At 46.7% G+C, this 21,345-nt stretch carries 23 protein-coding genes and 2 tRNA genes; 22 read left to right on the forward strand and 3 right to left on the reverse strand.

Going from position 1 to position 21,345, the window contains the following annotated elements; translation table 11 throughout:
• Positions 1–20 precede the first annotated feature (20 nt).
• The 17 genes from AOC07_RS02160 to nagZ all read left to right on the forward strand — a co-directional run bounded on the left by AOC07_RS02160 (position 21) and on the right by nagZ (position 15,334).
• Positions 21–596: a DUF177 domain-containing protein gene (locus AOC07_RS02160; RefSeq protein WP_215358007.1), complete on the forward strand. Its 576-nt coding sequence runs from the start codon at positions 21–23 to the stop codon at positions 594–596.
• Between the two features lie 106 nt (positions 597–702).
• A complete protein-coding gene (rpmF, locus tag AOC07_RS02165) occupies positions 703–882 on the forward strand; it encodes a 50S ribosomal protein L32 (RefSeq protein WP_011902241.1) in 180 nt (59 codons plus the stop codon).
• Positions 883–967: 85 nt separating this feature from the next.
• A complete protein-coding gene (gene plsX, locus AOC07_RS02170) occupies positions 968–1,981 on the forward strand; it encodes a phosphate acyltransferase PlsX (protein WP_215358008.1) in 1,014 nt (337 codons plus the stop codon).
• The gene (locus AOC07_RS02175; protein WP_215293781.1) at positions 1,978–2,964 is read left to right on the forward strand and encodes a beta-ketoacyl-ACP synthase III; all 987 of its coding nucleotides are present in this window, start codon (positions 1,978–1,980) and stop codon (positions 2,962–2,964) included. Before plsX ends, AOC07_RS02175 begins: the two co-directional genes overlap by 4 nt.
• A gap of 72 nt (positions 2,965–3,036) precedes the next feature.
• Positions 3,037–3,972, forward strand: coding sequence for an ACP S-malonyltransferase (gene fabD / locus AOC07_RS02180; RefSeq protein WP_215358009.1), 936 nt, complete (start codon positions 3,037–3,039; stop codon positions 3,970–3,972).
• Between the two features lie 40 nt (positions 3,973–4,012).
• The gene (fabG, locus tag AOC07_RS02185; RefSeq protein WP_215293783.1) at positions 4,013–4,756 is read left to right on the forward strand and encodes a 3-oxoacyl-ACP reductase FabG; all 744 of its coding nucleotides are present in this window, start codon (positions 4,013–4,015) and stop codon (positions 4,754–4,756) included.
• Between the two features lie 102 nt (positions 4,757–4,858).
• On the forward strand, positions 4,859–5,098 hold the full coding sequence (gene acpP, locus AOC07_RS02190; RefSeq protein ID WP_028819177.1) for an acyl carrier protein: 240 nt from the start codon (positions 4,859–4,861) through the stop codon (positions 5,096–5,098).
• 21 nt (positions 5,099–5,119) lie between these two features.
• Complete coding sequence (fabF, locus tag AOC07_RS02195; RefSeq protein WP_215293784.1) at positions 5,120–6,367, forward strand: beta-ketoacyl-ACP synthase II; 1,248 nt, start codon at positions 5,120–5,122, stop codon at positions 6,365–6,367.
• Positions 6,368–6,417: 50 nt separating this feature from the next.
• Positions 6,418–7,866 carry a DegQ family serine endoprotease gene (locus AOC07_RS02200; RefSeq protein WP_215358010.1) on the forward strand — a complete coding sequence of 483 codons (1,449 nt, stop codon included), beginning with the start codon at positions 6,418–6,420 and terminating at the stop codon, positions 7,864–7,866.
• 136 nt (positions 7,867–8,002) lie between these two features.
• The gene (gene lepA / locus AOC07_RS02205; RefSeq protein WP_215358011.1) at positions 8,003–9,808 is read left to right on the forward strand and encodes a translation elongation factor 4; all 1,806 of its coding nucleotides are present in this window, start codon (positions 8,003–8,005) and stop codon (positions 9,806–9,808) included.
• Entirely contained in the window at positions 9,808–10,614 is an 807-nt protein-coding gene (lepB, locus tag AOC07_RS02210) for a signal peptidase I (RefSeq protein ID WP_215293787.1), read from the forward strand. Before lepA ends, lepB begins: the two co-directional genes overlap by 1 nt.
• A 6-nt stretch (positions 10,615–10,620) precedes the next feature.
• On the forward strand, positions 10,621–11,412 hold the full coding sequence (gene rnc / locus AOC07_RS02215) for a ribonuclease III (RefSeq protein WP_215293788.1): 792 nt from the start codon (positions 10,621–10,623) through the stop codon (positions 11,410–11,412).
• Positions 11,413–11,456: 44 nt separating this feature from the next.
• The gene (gene era / locus AOC07_RS02220; RefSeq protein WP_251369708.1) at positions 11,457–12,350 is read left to right on the forward strand and encodes a GTPase Era; all 894 of its coding nucleotides are present in this window, start codon (positions 11,457–11,459) and stop codon (positions 12,348–12,350) included.
• A 6-nt stretch (positions 12,351–12,356) separates the two neighbouring features.
• The gene (recO, locus tag AOC07_RS02225) at positions 12,357–13,091 is read left to right on the forward strand and encodes a DNA repair protein RecO (RefSeq protein WP_215293790.1); all 735 of its coding nucleotides are present in this window, start codon (positions 12,357–12,359) and stop codon (positions 13,089–13,091) included.
• 12 nt (positions 13,092–13,103) lie between these two features.
• Positions 13,104–13,841 carry a pyridoxine 5'-phosphate synthase gene (gene pdxJ, locus AOC07_RS02230; RefSeq protein ID WP_215293791.1) on the forward strand — a complete coding sequence of 246 codons (738 nt, stop codon included), beginning with the start codon at positions 13,104–13,106 and terminating at the stop codon, positions 13,839–13,841.
• A gap of 5 nt (positions 13,842–13,846) precedes the next feature.
• The gene (gene acpS, locus AOC07_RS02235) at positions 13,847–14,239 is read left to right on the forward strand and encodes a holo-ACP synthase (protein ID WP_215293792.1); all 393 of its coding nucleotides are present in this window, start codon (positions 13,847–13,849) and stop codon (positions 14,237–14,239) included.
• Between the two features lie 18 nt (positions 14,240–14,257).
• Entirely contained in the window at positions 14,258–15,334 is a 1,077-nt protein-coding gene (gene nagZ, locus AOC07_RS02240) for a beta-N-acetylhexosaminidase (RefSeq protein WP_215358012.1), read from the forward strand.
• Between the two features lie 78 nt (positions 15,335–15,412).
• On the opposite strand, the gene efp is transcribed toward nagZ, so the two are convergent.
• Together efp and earP are read right to left on the reverse strand one after the other, a co-directional pair.
• Entirely contained in the window at positions 15,413–15,973 is a 561-nt protein-coding gene (gene efp / locus AOC07_RS02245) for an elongation factor P (protein WP_215293794.1), read from the reverse strand.
• Positions 15,974–16,058: 85 nt separating this feature from the next.
• A complete protein-coding gene (gene earP, locus AOC07_RS02250; RefSeq protein ID WP_215358013.1) occupies positions 16,059–17,129 on the reverse strand; it encodes an elongation factor P maturation arginine rhamnosyltransferase EarP in 1,071 nt (356 codons plus the stop codon).
• Between earP and uvrC the strand changes: the two genes are divergently transcribed.
• From uvrC to AOC07_RS02275, 5 genes are all read left to right on the forward strand, one after another.
• Positions 17,128–19,050, forward strand: coding sequence for an excinuclease ABC subunit UvrC (gene uvrC, locus AOC07_RS02255; RefSeq protein ID WP_215358014.1), 1,923 nt, complete (start codon positions 17,128–17,130; stop codon positions 19,048–19,050). The genes earP and uvrC overlap by 2 nt on opposite strands.
• Before the next feature lie 34 nt (positions 19,051–19,084).
• On the forward strand, positions 19,085–19,660 hold the full coding sequence (pgsA, locus tag AOC07_RS02260) for a CDP-diacylglycerol--glycerol-3-phosphate 3-phosphatidyltransferase (RefSeq protein ID WP_215293797.1): 576 nt from the start codon (positions 19,085–19,087) through the stop codon (positions 19,658–19,660).
• Between the two features lie 116 nt (positions 19,661–19,776).
• Positions 19,777–19,852 (forward strand) — tRNA-Gly (locus tag AOC07_RS02265).
• A 49-nt stretch (positions 19,853–19,901) separates the two neighbouring features.
• Positions 19,902–19,975, forward strand: a tRNA-Cys gene (locus tag AOC07_RS02270).
• Positions 19,976–20,106: 131 nt separating this feature from the next.
• Positions 20,107–20,523, forward strand: a complete 417-nt coding sequence (locus tag AOC07_RS02275; RefSeq protein ID WP_251371708.1) for a hypothetical protein — start codon at positions 20,107–20,109, stop codon at positions 20,521–20,523.
• Positions 20,524–20,582: 59 nt separating this feature from the next.
• Here AOC07_RS02275 and lexA read toward each other — a convergent pair whose 3' ends face one another.
• Positions 20,583–21,302, reverse strand: coding sequence for a transcriptional repressor LexA (gene lexA, locus AOC07_RS02280; protein ID WP_215293799.1), 720 nt, complete (start codon positions 21,300–21,302; stop codon positions 20,583–20,585).
• Positions 21,303–21,345 lie beyond the last annotated feature (43 nt).

The raw sequence follows: 21,345 nt of genomic DNA on the forward strand, positions 1-21,345 counted from the left end.
CCTTGATTTAGACTGATGCCATGAATCGTAATCAAGTTTTACCTCAAGTCCAGTTATCGGCCGAACCTCATGCCTTAAAAAGGGTCGATTTTTGTGCACCTCAGTCCTATCAGGGCGCTGGTTTTTTGGCTATTTCTGATATGCCCAGGCTTGCTGAGGAGGCTTCAAGCATTAATCCCGGCGATGGCTTTGAATGGCAAATGAAGACCCACTTCGAAGATTCGCCGGGTAGTGAGCCCCGCCAAATCCTGGAATTAGCCTTAAAAGGCCGTCTACACCTGATTTGCCAGCGTTGTTTGCAAGACTGCGCCTTGGATTTGGATGAAAAAAGGCGCTTCGTTCTCCTGGCATCGGAGGCTGAGGCTGATGAGTACCCCATGGAAGACGAGGAGCAGGACCCTTTAGTGGCAAGTCAGCATTTCAACCTCTTGGAGACAATTGAGGATGAGGTTTTACTATCTTTGCCCTTGATTCCAAAGCATCCAGAGGGTTTTTGTGAGCCCCACAGCTCAGTTTTTGGGCTGGAGGAGGGCGATGAGGGGGTTGATGAGCTTGAAAATCCCTTTAACATATTGAAAAATATCAAGAAAAACTGATAAATGGGCTTTTACGCCCCCCTGTTGTTTTCAGTAGTCTCTATTGATAAATCAAGCATTTAGACGCTTTTCCATGCTAGAATGTCGCCTTGCTTAGGAGTTCAATATGGCCGTTCAACAAAACAAAAAATCACCTTCCAAACGTGGCATGCACCGTGCGCACGACTTTTTGACCGCACCTGCTACGGCTGTTGAAGCCACAACTGGTGAGGCTCATTTGCGCCACCACATTTCACCAAATGGCTACTATCGTGGCCGTAAAGTTGTTAAAACTAAAAACGACTAATTTTTTTTAGTCTAAATAGATCGAAGCGGCTCCCTAAAAAGCCGCTTTTTTCTTAGATAAATCACTTGCAGCAATCAATGAGTTTATGAGCGTTACTCTAGCTATTGATGCCATGGGCGGAGATCATGGGGTCGTCGTTACGGTTCCTGCCGCCTGCGATTTCCTAGAAAAACACGCTGATGTGAAGATTACCCTCGTGGGTGATCCTGATTTAATCAAACAAGTCCTGAGTAGGTCGCCAAACGTTCCGATGGAGCGTATTCAAATTATTGCTGCAAGCGAAGTGGTATTGATGGATGACCCTATCGAAGTTGCTTTGCGTCGTAAAAAAGATTCCTCCATGCGTGTAGCCATCGAGCAGGTAAAAGAAGGTGCTGCGGATGCTGTGATTTCTTCCGGTAATACTGGCGCACTCATGGCGATTTCTCGCTATATTTTAAAAACCCTTGAGGGCGTTGACCGCCCAGCTATTGCAACTGCCATTCCTAATGAGCTAGGAGGCGGCACAACCATGCTTGATCTGGGTGCAAATGCTGACTGTGAGCCTATGCATCTTGTCCAGTTCGCGCAAATGGCAAACGTCATGGTTCAGGTTGTAGATGGTAAGCAAAACCCATCGGTTGGCCTGCTAAATATTGGCGAGGAAGTTATTAAAGGGAATGATGTGGTTAAGCAAACCAGTGAGTTACTACGTCAGACCAATTTGAATTTTTACGGGAACGTTGAAGGCAATGACATTTTTAAAGGCACTACCGATATCGTGGTGTGCGATGGATTTGTGGGTAATGTGGTTTTGAAGGCTAGCGAAGGTTTAGCAAAAATGATGAGCGGCATGATTCGTGAAGAATTTAAGCGCTCACTCATGACTAGGTTAATGGCGTTTTGTGCCATGGTGCCATTACTTCGTGTACGTAAGCGTGTTGATCATCGTCGTTATAACGGTGCGGTATTGTTGGGTTTGCGCGGTTGTGTGATTAAGAGTCATGGCTCGGCAGATCGTTTTGCATTTGGTTTTGCATTAGATCGCGCTTATGAAGCTGCCAAGAATCGCATGGTTGAGCGCATTGCCGCTGCCTTTGTAGTGGAGACAAAAGAATGAGTATTTTTGCAAGAGTGGCTGGAACTGGAAGCTACCTTCCTGAGCAACGTTTAACCAATCAGGATTTGGTGGAGCGCTTGGCAAAGACGGGCCTAGAGACTAGTGATGAGTGGATTAGGACTCGTAGCGGAATTTCTGCACGCCACTTTGCTGCTGAAAATGAGTTAACGAGTGACCTAGCAGTAAAGGCTGCTCAAGCTGCATTAATAAGTGCTGGCATGACTTCAGAAGATTTGGACCTCATCATCTTGGCTACCTCAACGCCGGATCATCTGGGAGGTTTCCCAAGTACAGCTTGCGTAGTGCAAGATAAATTAGGCGCTCATACAGCCTGTGCTGCTTTTGATGTACAAGCTGTCTGTGCTGGCTTTACTTACGCCCTAGCAATTGCAGATGCCTTTATTCGTTCTGGTTCATACAAGAAAGTATTGGTGATTGGTGCTGAAACTTTTTCTCGTATTCTGAATTTCCAAGATCGTGGTACTTGCGTCTTGTTTGGGGATGGCGCTGGTGCAGTTGTGCTAGAGGCTTCCAAAGAGCCTGGCATTCTCTCAACAGCTTTGCATGCTGACGGTAGCCAACGCGATATTTTGTGTGTGCCGGGCCGATCTGGTAATGGCGAGGTGCAGGGCTCTCCATTTATGACGATGGATGGTCCAGCAGTATTTAAATTGGCAGTGAAGGTTTTGGAGCAAGTTGCTCATGAGGCTCTTGAGAAAGCCAACCTTAAACCAGAACAAATCGACTGGCTAGTGCCGCACCAAGCCAATATCCGCATCATGGAGGGTACCGCTAAGAAGATGGGTATGTCCATGGATAAAGTGATTGTGACCGTGCATGAGCACGGCAATACTTCTGCTGCATCAATTCCTTTGGCATTAGATAGTGGTGTGCGCTCTGGTCAAATTCAACGAGGCCAATATCTTTTGTTAGAGGGTGTTGGGGGTGGTTTTGCTTGGGGCGCTGTCGCCCTGAAGTATTAATTCACTGTGATTCAATGTTCATGCGCGTTAATCCGTATTCACTCTCTTTTCATTATTTTATAAATTAAGCTAATGACATTTGCATTTGTATTCCCTGGCCAAGGCTCCCAATCAGTTGGGATGCTAAATTCAATTTCTGAGCGTCCTGAAGTGCGGGCAATATTGCAAGAAGCTTCAGAAGCTTTGGGCGAAGACATTGCAAAGTTAATTGCTGAAGGCCCTGCGGAGGCCCTGTCCTTAACCACCAATACTCAACCGGTGATGTTGACTGCTGGTGTGGCTTTTTATAGCGCATGGCAAGCTGCTGGCGGGGCTGTGCCTAGAGTGATGGCTGGTCATAGTCTGGGCGAATATTCAGCTTTAGTAGCTGCCGGTGTAATTTCCTTTAAGGATGCAGTGCCCTTAGTGCGCTTTCGTGCAGAAGCTATGCAAACTGCAGTGCCAGTTGGCACGGGTGGGATGGCTGCCATTCTTGGTCTCGACGATGCTAGCGTAATTAAAGTGTGCGCTGAAGCAAGTGCTGCAGCTGGGGGTGTAGTTGAGGCCGTCAATTTCAATGCGCCTGGTCAAGTAGTCATCGCGGGTGCAAGTGATGCTGTCACTAAAGCTTGCGAGTTATTAAAAGCCGCTGGCGCTAAACGGGCATTACCTTTGCCTGTCTCTGCCCCCTTTCATTCTTCTTTATTACAACCTGCTTCTGAAAAGCTCAAAGCTTATCTTGCGAATATTGAATTCAAGGCGCCAACAATTGCTGTAATTAATAACGTCGATGTTGAAATCCTGAGTGATCCAGCAGCAATCAAAGATGCCCTAGTGCGCCAAGCTGCTAAGCCAGTTCGTTGGGCGGAAACTATCCAAGCAATGGCTGGACAAGGAATTACTCAAGTAGTGGAGTGTGGTCCTGGCAAGGTATTGGCAGGTTTAAGCAAGCGAATTAACGATCAGCTTACTGGTGTGCCAGTATTTGATGAAGCTAGCTTGAATGAAGTGCTAGCCACTCTAAAATAAACGCCAATAGATAAATTAAAAAATATAGCGGAAGACATATATGAATCTCGATCTCAGTGGACAAATTGCCTTAGTAACTGGTGCATCGCGTGGCATTGGTCAAGCGATTGCAGAAGAGCTAGCTAGGTGTGGCGCTAAAGTCATTGGTACCGCTACATCGAGCGATGGCGCCAAAGCAATTGATGCGCGCTTAAAGCCCTCAGGCGGTTGCGGTTTGGTATTGAATGTCACCGCACCCAATGCCTGCGAAGAAATGATTGATCAAATTGTCAAGGATCATGGGGGCATCAATATTTTGGTGAATAACGCTGGGATCACACGCGATAACCTAGCAATGCGTATGAAATCTGAGGAATGGACTGATGTGATCGATACCAATTTAAGTTCGGTATTTCGTTTATCTCAGGCCGTTTTGCGTCCGATGATGAAAGCGCGCGGTGGTCGCATTATTAACATAACCTCTATCGTTGGTCACATGGGTAATGCAGGCCAGGCAAATTACGCCGCTGCAAAAGCAGGGGTTTCTGGTATGACTCGTGCCCTGGCCCGTGAAATTGGCAGTCGAAATATCACTGTCAATTGCGTCGCCCCTGGATTTATCGATACCGATATGACCCGGGCCCTGAGCGAAGAACAACAAAATGCCCTAAAAGTGAACATTCCTTTGGCCCGTTTAGGTAGCCCCGAGGATGTGGCTCAGGCAGTGGCATTTTTAGCCTCTCCAGCGGCTGGGTACATTACGGGTAATACCCTACACGTCAATGGCGGCCTATATCTAGCCTAAGGGCAAATCAAGGATTTAGTCATTTTTGGGCGAATTTGCTAATTCGGTCCGCCAAACTGATAAAATCCTTTTCATCGTTTTTTACAACCCCTGGGGAAATTAATGGACAACATCGAACAACGCGTTAAGAAAATCGTCGCTGAGCAATTGGGCGTCGCTGAAGGAGACATCAAAAATGAATCTTCTTTTGTGAATGACCTGGGCGCTGACTCTCTTGACACTGTTGAGCTGGTAATGGCTTTGGAAGATGAATTTGGTATCGAAATTCCTGATGAGGAAGCCGAAAAAATCACCACAGTTCAGCTCGCGATCGACTTCGCTAAATCAAAAGCTCAGGGTTAATTCCCGAGCCTAGGTATTACTGTGTCAGCATCAAATGGCCGACGCCGGGTAGTAGTTACCGGCCTTGGCCTCATCTCACCTGTTGGTAATTCAGTTGATGTAGCTTGGCCTAATTTGCTTGCGGGCAAATCAGGCATCGCTACCATCACCAAATTTGACCACGCTCCACTTAGTGTTCATTTCGCTGGAGAGGTAAAAGATTTTAATGTCGAAGAATATGTTTCCGCTAAAGAAGCGCGCCACATGGATACCTTTATCCATTACGGCATTGCTGCGGGTACGCAAGCGATTCGCGACAGCGGCCTAGAGATTAATGAGCAAAACGCCGAGCGCGTAGGCGTCATGGTGGGCTCGGGTATTGGTGGTTTGCCAATGATTGAGGAAACTGGGGCTGAGTTGTTAGCCCGCGGCCCTCGTCGCATCTCACCATTCTTTGTTCCTGGCTCAATCATTAATATGATTTCTGGCCACCTCAGTATTTTGTTTGGCCTCAAAGGTCCAAACGTTGCTGCGGTGACTGCATGTACTACTGGTTTGCACAGTATCGGTTTGGCTACACGTTTAATTCAGTATGGTGATGCCGATGTGATGGTAGCCGGTGGTGCTGAGTCCACTATTTCTGCATTAGGTGTAGGTGGCTTTGCTTCAGCAAGGGCGCTTTCAACACGCAACGATGATCCAGCAACTGCTTCACGTCCTTGGGATAAAGACCGTGATGGTTTTGTTCTTGGCGAAGGGGCTGGCGTGATAGTGCTGGAAGAATATGAGCATGCAAAAGCACGCGGCGCCAAAATCTATTGTGAACTACTTGGCTTTGGTATGAGTGGCGATGCATATCACATGACTGCGCCAAATATGGATGGTCCACGTCGTTGTATGGTGAACGCCATGCGTGATGCAAAACTCAATCCGGATCAAATTCAGTATCTTAATGCGCACGGTACTTCTACGCCGCTGGGTGATAAGAATGAAACTGAGGCAATCAAAGCCGCGTTGGGCGACCACGCTAAAAAGACTTTAATTAATTCAACCAAATCGATGACTGGCCACCTTTTGGGCGGCGCAGGTGGTTTGGAGTCTGTTTTCACCATTCTGGCGCTGCATCACCAGAAATCCCCTCCCACCATCAATATCTTTAATCAAGACCCTGAGTGCGACTTGGACTACTGCGCTAATACCGCCAGGGATGTGAAGATTGAGCACGCAGTTAAAAACAACTTTGGCTTTGGTGGTACTAACGGCACCTTGATTTTTGGTAAGCTGACCTAATATTCCTTTTATCTCCATTTTTGGTTTTTACCAAGTAGGTCCATAGCATTATGAAAAAGTATTTAATTGCGTTCTTGGCTTTTTTGAGTCTTGGGCAAACTGCATTCATTCCGATTGCCTCTGCAGAAAACCCTCGAGTAGCGATCCCGGATTTTGCAGATTTAGTTGAGCGCGCAAGTCCAGCAGTTGTGAATATTCGGACCACAGAAAAAGTGCTAGCTCAGCAAACTCCAGGTGGCATTCCTGGTATGCCAGAAGATCAGGCAGAGTTCTTTCGTCGTTTCTTTGGTGTCCCTATTCCTGGTATTCCGAATGGATCAAAACAAGCGCAACCAAATCCAAGCAAACCTCAAGAAGCGGATCGTGGAGTTGGCTCAGGTTTCATTATTGAATCTAATGGTTTGATTTTGACTAATGCGCATGTTGTTGAGGGCGCAACAACGATTTATGTGACCTTAACTGACAAACGTGAGTTCAAAGCCAAGTTATTAGGGATGGATAAACGTACTGATGTCGCGGTTGTGAAAATCGAAGCACGTGACTTACCGAGATTGCCACTAGGGGATTCCTCAAAGGTGAGAGTGGGCGAGTGGGTTCTGGCGATTGGCTCACCCTTTGGGCTTGAGAATACGGTCACGGCGGGTATCGTTTCAGCAAAGAGCCGCGATACTGGGGACTACTTACCTTTTATTCAGACTGATGTTGCAGTCAACCCCGGTAACTCTGGCGGCCCACTGTTAAACACTGCTGGCCAGGTCATCGGCATTAACTCCCAAATCTTTAGTCGCTCTGGCGGCTACATGGGCATTTCATTTGCGATTCCAATTGATGAAGCGATGCGTGTAGCAGATCAATTGCGCACTAATGGCAAGATGACTCGTGGTCGCATTGGTGTTGCCTTGGGTGAGATGACAAAAGAAGTGGCTGAGAGTTTAGGTTTGGGTAAACCTCGGGGTGCTTATGTTCGTAATGTAGAGCCTAACGGCCCTGCAGCAGCGGGTGGCATTGAAGCGGGGGATGTGATCCTGACTTTTAATGGACGTGAGATTAATAAGTCGACAGATTTGCCGCGCGTCGTTGGCGAAGCTAAGCCGGGAACTTCAGCTACTGTGCAAGTTTGGCGTAAGGGTAGCGCTCGTGATTTAAGTGTCACCGTTGCGGATACTGATTCTGCGCAAACGGCTACTAAAAAGCCGGATACTCCCGCTAGCAATGGCAATAGCGTGAATGCATTCGGAGTGGCGGTGACAGATCTGTCAGATGCCAAAAAGAAGGATTTGAATATCAAGGGTGGGGTTGAAGTTACCGGCCTAGGTGATGGCCCCTTGGCAAGGGCGGGGGTACGCCCTGGCGATGTGATTATTCGGATTGCTGATGCTGATGTTAGCGGAGTGAAACAGTTTGAAGTCTTGCTTAAAAGCCTTGATGTCAATAAGGCTGTTCCGGTCTTTATTCGCCGTTCTGATAGCACTTTGGTTATCCCCGTAAGGCCAAAATAAGCCCTTTTTAGGCTAGAAAATGGGGTTTGCTGCCTTTTAGGCGCCACCCATTACAATCCCCTTAAGACGACTTTTTGCAGCGCATCATTGTGGTGCGTTCTGACAAGGCGTTTTTTGAATGACCTATTAAGACGCTATGGATTTAATCCGCAATTTTTCTATCATCGCCCACATTGATCACGGCAAATCCACGCTCGCGGATCGCATTATTCAGCTGTGTGGTGGTCTTTCTGATCGCGAAATGGAAGCCCAAGTTCTCGATTCGATGGATATCGAACGTGAGCGCGGCATCACTATTAAAGCCCAAACTGCTGCACTCAATTACAAAGCCAAAGATGGGAAGATTTATAACCTTAACCTGATCGATACCCCGGGGCATGTGGATTTCTCTTATGAGGTCAGTCGCTCTTTATCCGCTTGTGAGGGTGCATTGTTGGTGGTGGATGCAAGCCAAGGGGTTGAGGCTCAAACGGTTGCTAACTGTTACATGGCTCTTGAGTTGGGCGTTGAAGTTGTACCAGTACTCAATAAGATTGATTTACCCCAAGCCGATCCTGAGCGTGCCAAAAAAGAAATTGAAGACGTCATTGGCATTGATGCCTCCGACGCTGTCACATGCTCAGCTAAAACGGGCTTAGGTGTTGCGGATGTCATCGAGGAAATGATTGCCAGGGTACCTTCGCCAAAAGGAAGCGCAGCAGATCCATTGCAGGCCTTGATTATTGATTCCTGGTTTGATAACTACGTAGGTGTTGTCATGTTGGTGCGTGTTGTGAACGGCACCTTAAAACCAAAAGAAAAAATTACCTTAATGGCCAATGGATCAAGCCATTTGGTCGAGCACGTAGGTGTTTTTAGTCCAAAGTCAGTAGACCGCCCAGAGTTATCTGCCGGTCAGGTGGGTTTTGTGATTGCCGGCATTAAAGAATTAAAAGCTGCCAAGGTTGGAGATACCGTTACGCATTCTCCAGGGCAGCAAGGTCGAGTTCCCGCTGCTGAACCTTTGCCTGGTTTTAAAGAGGTGAAACCTCAAGTGTTTGCTGGTTTATATCCAGTTGAAGCGAGTGAGTACGATCAATTGCGTGAGTCACTTGAGAAGTTAAAGCTCAATGACGCATCTCTATTATATGAGCCAGAGGTATCTCAAGCTTTAGGTTTTGGATTTCGCTGTGGCTTCCTAGGCTTGCTCCATATGGAGATCGTGCAGGAACGTTTAGAGCGCCAGTACGGCATGAATCTTATTACCACCGCTCCAACAGTAGTGTATCAAGTGCAACAATCAGATGGCACGATCTTAATGGTAGATAACCCATCCAAGATGCCGGAGACCAGTAAGGTCGATACCATCATGGAGCCAATTGTGACGGTCAATCTCTATATGCCGCAAGAGTATGTGGGCTCAGTGATTACATTATGTGTTGGTAAGAGAGGTATTCAGACGGGGATGAACTATTTGGGTCGCCAAGTACAGCTCACCTATGAATTGCCGATGGCTGAAATTGTGTTGGATTTCTTTGACAGACTGAAATCCATCTCTCGTGGATACGCCTCCATGGATTATGAATTTAAGGAATATCGCCCAGCAGACGTCGTTAAAGTAGACATCTTGATCAACGGTGATCGGGTTGATGCCCTGTCGGTTATTGTCCACAGAAGTAATAGTCAGCATCGTGGCCGTGAGGTGGTCTCTAAGATGCGTGGGATTATTCCGCGTCAAATGTTTGATGTAGCTATTCAGGCTGCAATCGGTAGCAATATCGTTGCGCGTGAAAACGTCAAAGCTTTACGTAAAAACGTATTGGCTAAATGTTACGGCGGTGATATCTCTCGTAAGCGTAAACTTTTAGAAAAGCAAAAAGAAGGTAAGAAACGCATGAAACAAGTGGGGAATGTGGAAATTCCACAGGAAGCTTTCTTGGCCATTTTGCAGGTGGAGGATTAATGAACTTCGCTTTCATTCTTTTGATCTTGGTGGTTCTTACAGGCATTGCCTGGGTTGCTGACAAGATTTACTTTGCACCCCAAAGGCGTTTAGCTGGTAGCGATCGTATGCCTTTGTGGCTGGAATACACTGCCGGCTTTTTCCCGGTGATTTGCGCAGTATTTGTTTTGCGTTCTTTCATTGTTGAGCCCTTCAAGATTCCTTCTGGCTCCATGATCCCAACCTTACAAATCGGTGATTTCATTTTGGTAAATAAATTTACCTACGGAATTCGTTTGCCAGTGATCAATCAAAAAGTAATTGATCTTAACTCTCCAAAGCGTGGGGATGTAGTGGTGTTTCGTTATCCGCGTGATGAGTCGGTTGATTACATCAAGCGCATAGTCGCCTTGCCTGGTGATGTTATTTCTTATCAAGATAAGCGTCTGACGATTAATGGCCAACCGTTGCAATACAGTGGTGGCGAGTCTTATCTTGATCCTGAAAATATGCGCTATGCCAAGCGCTACGCTGAAACCTTTCCTGCAGACCTAGGTGGTAATCGCCACGAGATCTTGAACGACCCGGATCGTCCTGCAACGATGTTCCCAACGGAGCGCTTCCCAGGGGCAGAATTTTGCCAATATCAGCAATCTGGCTTGACCTGTAAAGTCCCACCCGGTCATTATTTTGCGATGGGTGATAACCGGGATAACAGTGCCGATTCTCGTTATTGGGGCTTTGTGCCCGATAAAAATATTGTAGGTAAAGCCTTCTTTGTATGGCTAAACCTGGGTAATTTAGGTCGCATTGGCGGCTTTGAGTAATAGATCATGAACGCGCGCGCTGTTATCGAAACTGGACCCTTACAAGAGCGTCTTGGCTATGTCTTTAAGAAGCCTGAGCTCTTAAATCAAGCTTTAACTCACCGCAGTCATAGCAAGAAAAATAATGAGCGCTTAGAGTTCTTAGGTGACTCTATTCTCAATTGTGTGGTCGCCGATTTGCTTTATGAGCGTTATTCAGACTTGGATGAGGGCGATCTCTCACGTGTACGCGCGAATTTAGTGAAGCAACAGGCTTTGTATGAGATTGCACAAACTTTATCCCTATCCGACTATCTTCGTTTGGGTGAGGGTGAGCTGAAGAGCGGTGGATTTCGTCGTCCCTCAATTTTGGCCGATACTTTAGAGGCGGTTACTGGCGCAATCTTCTTGGATGGCGGCTTTGATGCTGCTAAAGGGTGCTTGCGTAAACTGTATTCTGTGATCCTGGCTCAGGTGGACCCTAAGACCTTGGGTAAGGATGACAAAACTCTTTTGCAAGAATGCTTACAAAGCTATCAATTACCGTTACCAGCCTACAACGTGACTGGCACTACTGGCGCTGCTCATAACCAACAATTTGAAGTGGAATGTTTAATTCCGAGCCTGAAGGTAGCAGTAAAAGGTGATGGAGCTTCACGCCGAGCCGCTGAACAGTCAGCCGCTAAGACTGCGTTGTTAGCAGTTCTCAAAGCATTGCCACAGGAATCTCGAAAACCCAAGAAAACTCGGTCGGCTAAGAAAAAAGCAGCCAAAAAAGAAGTGGCCGAAGAGCAGTTAAATCTTAAGCTGAAGGGCTAATCGTGTTTAGATGCGGCACTATCGCCATTGTTGGGCGTCCCAATATGGGCAAATCAACACTCCTAAATGCATTGGTTGGTCAAAAGATCAGTATTACCTCGCGCAAGGCTCAAACGACGCGTCATCGTATTTTGGGCATTCAAAATAGAGAAGAGGCGCAGTTTATCTTTATTGATACACCAGGCTTTCAGACGCGTCTGATGAATACCCTCAACAAGGCATTGAACCGCACCGTAACAACTGCTCTGCAAGATGTGAACGTTGCTTGTTTTGTAGTTGAGGCGGGTTACTTTGGCGAAGATGACAAGAAAGTTTTAAAGCTTCTGCCGGAGGATTTGCCGGTAGTGTTAGTTCTGAATAAGCTTGATCTTTTCAATAGTCGTTTTCAGACGCCTTCTGAACGCGATCAAGCTTTGTTGAACTTTATGAAAGAGATGTCTAAGCCTTGGTCTGAATTGGGTGGTCACGAAGATCAAAAGTGTGAGTTTTCAGAAATTGTGCCGATGAGTGCTAAAAGTCCCGGTGATATTGAGAGACTCTTAGACGTGTTGGAGGGATACCTTCCAGAGGCTGAAGCTGTATACGATGGCGACACCATTACTGATCGTAGCGAACGCTTCCTAGCTGCTGAAATTCTGCGTGAGAAAGTCTTCCGTTTTACGGGCGAAGAGTTGCCGTACACCTCTACAGTAGTGATCGATCAATTCAAGATGGATGGCAAGATGCGTCGCATTGCTGCTACCATTTTGGTCGATCGCGATAGCCATAAAGCCATGATCATTGGGCAAAAGGGCGAACGTTTGAAAAAGATCTCAACTGACGCACGCATCGATATGGAAAAACTTTTTGATGGCAAGGTTTTTTTGGAGACTTGGGTCAAAGTGAAACGTGGTTGGGCTGATGATCGCGCTGAATTACGGGCACAGGGCCTGGAATAAGTCCACATGGCCTCGATTCGCGTTGCTGACGAGCCTGCTTTTGTATTGCATAGCATTCCCTATAAAGAAACCAGCTTAATTCTTGATGTCTTTACAAGACAGTATGGCCGAATGGCTTTGATTGCCAAAGGGGCAAAGCGTCCTCACTCCACGCTGCGTCCTGTATTGCAACGCTTTCAACCGCTACTCGTATCTTGGAGCGGTAAGTCGGAGCTTCGAACCCTAACCAAGTCTGAGTGGGTGGGCGGTACGCCCTCATTGGTCGGTGATGCTCTGCTTTGCGGCTTCTATCTCAATGAGCTGCTCGTCAAGTTCTTGGCCCGTGAAGACGACTATGAAAAACTCTACGATCGCTATACAGAAACCATTAACGCTTTATCTAATCTCGAGTTTGAGTCTAAGGGTCTAGAAGAAATTCTGCGCCCATTTGAGTTGTCACTCTTGCAAGAGACTGGTTATGCAGCAGCCTTAGATCGCTGCGTAGAAACCAATGACTTACCAGATGCCAAGACCCAGTATGTCTATCAGCCGGAGCGCGGTGTTCGTCCAGTTCAAGGTGATGATCCTGGACATTGGCCGGTATTGACTGGCAAGTCCTTGCTGGCAATTGCAGTTGGGGATTTCTCTGATCCAGAAACTCTGTCTGAAAGTAAGCAGCTGATGCGTTTCTTGCTTGGCTTGCACCTACAGGATCAGGTATTGACTACTCGCCAGATTTTGATTGATTTAAAGAAAATCTAGTAATCTACAGTCATGACAACTCAAGCCTTAGAACTCGGCATCAATATCGATCACGTAGCTACGCTACGTAATGCTCGAGGGACAGTTTATCCGGACCCTATTCAGGCTGCGCAACTGGCTGAAGAGGCTGGCGCAGATTTAATTACCCTGCATTTACGGGAAGATCGACGTCACATTAAGGATGCTGATTTGCTGGCATTGCGCCCACTCATCAAGACGCGTATGAACCTTGAATGTGCGGTGACCCCTGAAATGCTGAGCATTGCTTGTAAAGTAAAGCCACACGATGTGTGCTTAGTGCCTGAGAAGCGTGAAGAGGTGACGACTGAAGGCGGTTTAGATGTTCTCGGCCATTTCGAATCAGTGAAAGCAGCGACCAAGCAATTACAAGATGCAGGTATTCGGGTGTCATTGTTTATTGATCCAGAAGAAAGGCAAATCCAGGCCGCTAAAGATCTTGGTGCCACCGTAGTGGAATTGCATACTGGTCGTTACGCAGATTTATCAGGTGTAGGGCAAGCGACGGAATTGGAGCGTATTCGCAAAGCAGCACAGTTTGGTAAAAGCATTGGTTTGAGAGTTAATGCTGGCCATGGTCTCCATGAAGGCAATGTCGTATCGATAGCCGCCATTGCAGAGCTTTCCGAGCTCAATATTGGCCATGCGATTGTGGCTGAAGCATTATTTAAAGGTTGGCAAAAAGCGATCAAAGATATGAAGGTCTTGATGCTTCAAGGTAGAAAAAAGTAATTCAAATGGTCATCGGCATCGGCACTGACATCCTTCAGATCGAGCGCTTACAAGCAGCTTACGATCGCACCAATGGTCGTTTGGCAGAGAGAATTTTGGGTCCTGATGAGATGTTGGTCTTCAAGCACCGCCTTGCTAGAAATCACAAGCGAGGGATTGCCTTCTTGGCGACTCGCTTTGCTGCTAAAGAAGCATTCTCTAAAGCCATTGGTTTAGGTATGCGAATGCCCATGACATGGCGCTCATTACAAACCTTAAATGAGCCTAGCGGAAAGCCGGTCACTTCGTATCTAGGTGCGCTAGCTAAATTTATGGAAGAAAAGAATTGGGAAGCTCATGTGACTGTGAGTGATGAGCAAGATATGGCGATTGCCCATGTCATTGTTACGCAGAAGTAAAAATAGGAAGAGGAAGAGATGAGTGTATTCACTATGAACCCAGGTCCAGTGACCTTAGACGTAGTTGGTCAGGAATTAAATGCCGAAGACCGCCGCCGTATCTTGCATCCCTTGACCGGTGGAGTGATTTTATTTGGTAGAAATTTTGCCAACCGTCAGCAGCTCACTAAACTCACCTCCGAAATTAAAAAGTTGCGCCCCGATGCATTAATTTCAATTGATCACGAAGGTGGCAGAGTGCAGCGCTGCAAAACGGATGGTTTTACCCATCTTCCAGCAATGCGGAAACTTGGTGAGCTTTGGGGCGCGCAAAGTAAATCAAGCCACACTGCCGAGTCAGCGGTGCTTGCTATGGCAGCAGCTACTGCTTGCGGCTATGTTTTAGCTGCTGAGTTACGCGCTTGCGGTGTGGACTTCAGCTTTACACCTGTTCTGGATTTAGATTTTGGTCGAAGTGGTGTGATCGGGGACCGTTCCTTTAGTCGTGATCCACAAATTGTGTTTGCCTTGGCAAAGAGCCTCAATGAAGGGTTGCGTTTAGGCGGCATGGCGAACTGCGGCAAACATTTTCCGGGGCATGGTTGGGCAGAGGCGGATTCGCATGTAGCTATTCCAGTGGATGAGCGTTCCTTGCCAGAGATTTTGAATGACGATGCAAAGCCCTACGAATGGTTAGATCTAAGCTTGGCAGCAGTAATGCCAGCGCATGTGATTTATCCTAAAGTTGATAAACATCCAGCAGGATTTTCTAAGATTTGGTTGCACTCTATCTTGCGTCAAGAATTAGGCTTTGAAGGAGTGATCTTCAGTGATGATCTATCAATGGAGGGTGCGAGTGTTGCGGGTTCGGTGGTGCACGGTGCTGAAATGGCGCTAGATGCAGGTTGTGATGCAGTCTTAATCTGCAATCGACCAGACCTAGCTGACCAATTGCTTGCAAAGTTGAAAGTCAAGAAAGCCAAGCAGTCTGAATCTGCTACTCGCCTTAATCGCCTTATGCCAAAAACTACTACCTTATCCTGGGATGAGTTGCAAAAAGAAGCGGAGTATCAGCATGCTAAAGGTTTGCTAAAGCAAATGAAGTTGATTGTTTAAGGCTTCACTGACTTTGGAGGTAAGAAAAAGCCCGGCAAGCCGGGCTTTTGAACAACGGTAGTTTGCTACTTTTTTTACTTAGTTAGCGCGGCTACGGTATTCACCAGTACGAGTATCGATCTCAATCTTGTCACCAGTATTGCAGAACAAAGGTACTTGCAATTCATAGCCAGTAGCCAATTTTGCATTCTTCAATACTTTGCCTGAACTAGTGTCGCCTTTAACAGCTGGCTCGGTGTAGATGATTTCGCGAACAAGTGAGTTAGGCATTGCTACGGAGAGTGCCTTACCTTCGTAGAACACTACTTCACATGGCATGCTTTCTTCGAGGTAGTTCAATGCATCACCCATGAATTCGGCTTCAACTTCATATTGGTTGTAATCACTGTCCATAAAGACATACATTGGATCTGCGAAATAAGAGTAAGTGCACTCTTTCTTGTCGAGGATTACAACATCAAACTTATCATCGGCTTTGTAAACACCTTCATTTGGTGCACCAGTTAATAAATTCTTAAATTTCATTTTCACAACTGAGGAGTTGCGACCGGAGCGGCTATATTCGGCCTTTAAAACGACCTGGGCATCAGTGCCAATCATAACTACGTTACCAACGCGGAGTTCTTGTGCTGTTTTCATCTTGCTATTCCTGGGTGCAGAGCTAATTTTCTGCGGTTTTTATCAAAAACAAGATTGTAACCGCCCGCAAGTCTTTATTGCAGGCCTAGGCTATAAAGCGCACTAGGCGTGCTGCTAGACCGCCATCCCCTTGCTTTTCGAGTAAGTGGGTGCGCCAGGCTTTAGAGTGGGCGCTCCAGGCGTCTAAGGATTTAAGCCACTCACTGGGCATGGCCCAGGTCATCGCAGCAATGGCGGCTAATCTTAGTTCTTGACTGGCATTTTCTAGGTACAAGTCTAAGAAGGCGGCTAATTTCACCTCATGAGCGCGATCTTCTTGAGGGTAGATGTGCCAAATAAATGGCTTGCCAGCCAATTGAGCACGGATGAATGAATCCTCGCCCCGAACAATGTTGAAGTCACATTGTGAAAGCACCCAGTCATATTCATCTTGCGATACGAATGGCATTGATAGTAGCTGTATATTTTCAGGCAAAGCAATTGCTTTGCCACCATAGTGATTTAACAGCTCGGCATGACCAGAGGTTAGCAGTACATCGATGTTCTCTCCATGGGTGGCCAAGTCTTCAAGCCATTTGCGCAAGGGCGCTCCGGGGTAGCAAAAAATACTGATGCGTTTTGCTCCAGGTCGAAGTTTTAACCAAATGGATTTCAACCTGATAGGAGTGAGATGGCTAACTTGCTCCCCTTCTGTGGGGATAGGGTCGAGAAGTAGGCCGCCAACATCATCTTGAAACCCTGGGAAGAAAAAATACTTCGGAATACCGTGAGATTGTGGCGATGCCTTCCTATGAAATTCAGCAATCCATGGTTCAGCACTGAGATACTCTAAATTGATGATGATTGGCTTTGCGGGAGCGATGAAGAGTCCCGCAAGATAGCGTTCTGGCAAATGACAGCCAAAGGCTTCAATCACCACATCTGGGGTTTGTACGGTATGGCGTGCGTTGCTATGGCTGGCTTCCCATGGTTGGATATCAATTTGATGGGTCAAAGCTTCATCACTTCCAGAAGCGAGTAAATTAAGGGTTGGCAGGTCATCGCAGAATATGCGTACTTCCTGACCATGAATACTTGATAAGCTGCGGGCTAGACGCCAGCAAATACCGGCATCACCATAGTTATCTACGATTTGGCAGAAAATATCCCAACGCATGAGCAATTCTTCTTTTGAAAACCTTCAGCAGGACGTTAAACGGCTACCCGGATTGCCGGGGGTATACCGCTTCTTTGATGAAGCGGGGCAGATTTTATATGTGGGCAAAGCTCGCAACCTTAAAAAACGCGTTTCTAGTTATTTTCAAAGTAAACAACTGTCACCGCGCATAGCGCTGATGGTGGGCAAAATTTCCCGCTACGAAACAACAGTAACACGGACCGAAACTGAAGCCCTCATTCTAGAGAACAACCTCATCAAAGAGTTGGCGCCACCATTCAATATTCTATTTAGAGATGATAAGTCTTATCCCTATGTGATGTTGACGGGTCACCAGTTTCCAAGATTGGCATCGTATCGTGGCAAGATCGACAAGCGTAACCACTACTTTGGACCATTCCCAAATTCTTGGGCGGTACGTAATAGCGTGCAGATATTGCAAAAAGTATTTCGCCTGAGAACCTGTGAAGACTCTGTATTTAAGAACCGTAGCCGCCCTTGTTTACTTCATCAAATTCATCGTTGTAGTGCTCCTTGTGTTGGTAGATTGAGCGTTGAACAGTATGGTCAGGATGTGGCCCAAGCAACTCGCTTTCTGGAGGGTGATCACAGTCGAGTGTTGTCAGAGCTTGAAAAAGAAATGCATGCGCATAGCGAAGCTATGGAATTTGAAATGGCTGCAGTATTGCGTGATCGCATTGCCGACCTTTCAAGTGTGCTGCAGCAACAGTCGATGGATACTGTCGCCGAAGGCGAGGGTGATGTGGACGTGATTGCTGTTGCGCAAATGGAAGGAATGGTTTGTGTGAACTTGGCAATGGTCCGTGGCGGTCGTCACCTCGGTGATAGGGCTTATTTCCCCAAAGGTTTGCGAACGACTTCTGGCGAGTTGCCATCTCCCTCAGAAATTCTGGAAGCTTTCATTGCGCAACATTATTTGGAGGAGAATATTGATGGGGTGGCTTCGGGAGCAACGACCAATTTAATTCCGCCGGTATTGGTTTTGAATCACGCTTTGCAATCTATTAGTGATGATGTATCCAAGCTCAGCGATATACCTCCCGAAGATTTGCATGAGCTATTAAATGCACAGGCTGGCAGAAAGATTACCTTCTTGCATCAACCACAAGGACAAAGACGTCACTGGCTTGCAATGGCTGAAGGGAATGCCAAAATTGCTTTGACTAAGCGCTTGGTTGAGACTGGCGGCCAATTAGCTAGGGCGCGTGCGTTGGCGGATATTCTGGCGCTGGATTTAGAGAGTCTTGAGCAATTACGTATTGAGTGTTTTGATGTTAGCCACACCTCTGGTGAGGCAACTCAAGCCTCTTGTGTGGTTTATGCAAAGAACGCGATGCAATCAAGTGAATATCGCCGTTTTAATATCGCTGACATTACCCCGGGTGACGACTACGCTGCTATGCGTCAGGTGCTCCAAAGGCGCTACGCAAATTTTCAAGAACTTCCAGTAGACAAAATCCCGCAAGTCATTTTGATTGATGGCGGTAAAGGTCAGGTTGAGATGGCAAGGCAAGTCTTTTCTGAATTTGGTATGGATGTTGGTTTGATTGTTGGGGTGGCCAAAGGGGAGGGGCGTAAGGTCGGCTTAGAAACATTAATTTTTGCTGATGGACGCCCGGCCTTAGAGCTTGGTATTGATAGTGCGGCTTTGTTATTGGTAGCTCAGATCCGTGATGAGGCCCACCGCTTTGCAATCACTGGCATGCGTGCCAAGCGAGCTAAGGCGAGAACGGTCTCCCGTTTGGAAGAAATCGAGGGTATTGGCGCTAAAAGACGCCAAAAGCTATTGGCCCGTTTTGGTGGTTTAAAAGGGGTTGCCAATGCCAGTATTGAAGAGATTGCCAGCGTAGAGGGGGTCTCACTCACTCTTGCCGAGCAAATTTATCGCCAGCTCCACTAGTAGATTATTCATTCAATTGGTTTATGCTTAATGCATGCCATTTAATCTCCCCATTGCTCTAACCTGGTTGCGTGTCGCAGCAATTCCGTTGCTGGTAGCAATCTTTTATCTCCCTGGCGCTTGGTTGAGTCCTTTTGAAAAGAATGTCATCGCAACTATCATCTTTGTATTTGCTGCGCTCACAGATTGGTTGGATGGATTTTTGGCGAGACGGATGAAGCAAGAGTCCGCCTTTGGACAGTTTTTAGATCCTGTTGCAGATAAATTAATTGTGGCTGCAGCATTATTGGTTTTACTGAATATGGATCGCGTTCAAGTGTGGGTCGCTCTCATCATTATTGGTCGCGAAATTACTATCTCTGCTTTACGAGAGTGGATGGCTTTGCTAGGGGCTGGTAAAAGTGTGGCCGTGCATATGGTCGGAAAACTAAAGACAACGGTGCAATTGGTGGCAATTCCGTTTTTGTTGCTGAATGACACTTTATTTGGATGGTTAGATTGCGCCAGAGTGGGCACCTGGTTAATTTGGGCAGCTTCATTTTTAACGCTCTGGTCCATGTTCTATTACATGAAAAAGGCGTTGCCACAGTTGGTTGGCAAAATCGATTAAATCTTATAAACCCCAGCTAGATAGGGTTCAAAGGCTTTTTTTATTCGGGTAATTTTTAGCTTTCTATGGGAATAATGCTTTCTCTTTGATTGTTTGTTAAACTATCGCCCTGTTATGCGGGAATAGCTCAGCTGGTAGAGCGATACCTTGCCAAGGTATAGGTCGGGAGTTCGAACCTCCTTTCCCGCTCCAAGTTCGATGGGAAGCCCTCAAAAGCTTCCCATTTTTGATTTCGGTATTTGGCGCGTTGGCCGAGTGGTTAGGCAGGAGCCTGCAAAGCTTCGTACGGGGGTTCGATTCCCTCACGCGCCTCCAGTAATTTCGCTTGACGAAATGGGGGTATCCCCTAAAATACTTTTGTGCAATGTAAGTAAAGAAGCCTTCATTACCTAGAGCGAAAAATGATCAAAACCCATACTCTTAAAATCAGTGCGCTTGCATTGTTTATGTCTGCCTTAGTGGGTGGCTGCGCCTCTTCTGGAGACTCAGCTACTGGCACTCCTAGTGAGGTCCAGGAGGTGCAAACTCAACTTCTTGGCGATATGCCGTTGCCAGCCGCCTCAAAAATTATTGGCTCAGATTCCTTGATTATTGGCCGTGGCGATAGTTGGGTTGGTCGTGTTGTGTTGTCTGGTGTGCAAACACCAACAGATATTTATGCGTTCTTCCAGTCTGAGTATCCGAGAGCGGGTTGGACAACCATTAGTGCGGTGAAATCAAAAACAAGCATTTTGGTTTTCACTAAAGGTGATCGCACTGCTACGGTTGAGCTCAATGAGGGTTCTTTAGCTGGACCTAAAACGATGATCACTATTACCTCGTCACCAAAGAATGCAAACGTAATCGCGCCAAGCCGTAAGTAATTCGGATTAATGAATAAAAAAGGCCTCCGTTGGAGGCCTTTTGCTTTGGAGTGATTGGCTTATAGACCTTCAGCCCTAATCAGGCCAACAGCTTGGCCCTCAATTGCAAAGTTGGGTTGACGACCATCTACTAATATATTTTTGAAGTCAGGGTTTTCTGCTTGTAATTCAATCACCATGCCGTTGGCTGTTTTCTTTTGTTGCCAGCGTTTTACAGTCACCTCATCATCAAGACGTGCAACCACAATATCTCCATTGCGAACTTCGGTAGTTTTTCTCACGGCTAAATAGTCGCCATCCAAAATTCCAGCATCACGCATACTCATGCCAACCACTTTTAGAAGGTAGTCTGCACCTTTGCTAAATAAGCTTGGATCAATTGGAACGTGTTTTTCAATATGCTCTACAGCCATGATTGGTGAGCCAGCGGCAACACGTCCGATTAATGGCAGAGTGAGTTGTTGTAATGCGCCGGATGGCAATGACATCTGGCGATATTGATTGGTGTGCTGCATTTGATTGAAACGTTGTGGAATGCGAATGCCGCGCGAAGTGCCAGGCGTTAATTCGATATACCCTTTTTTTGCTAGTGCGCGAAGATGTTCTTCAGCAGCATTGGCAGATGCAAATCCTAGTTGGGTAGCGATTTCCGCGCGAGTGGGCGGGGAGCCACTCTCATCGATGGCCTTAGTAATTAATTCCAAAATCTCATTCTGGCGGGAAGTGAGTTTGGGGAGGGCAGTCAGCTCCTCTGGAAAATCGACTGTATTTATGTCCATACTGGGATTGTATACAGCACTATTTGATATTTCAAGCACTTTT

It is taken from the genome of Polynucleobacter sp. UB-Raua-W9, assembly GCF_018687435.1.
GTDB lineage: Bacteria > Pseudomonadota > Gammaproteobacteria > Burkholderiales > Burkholderiaceae > Polynucleobacter.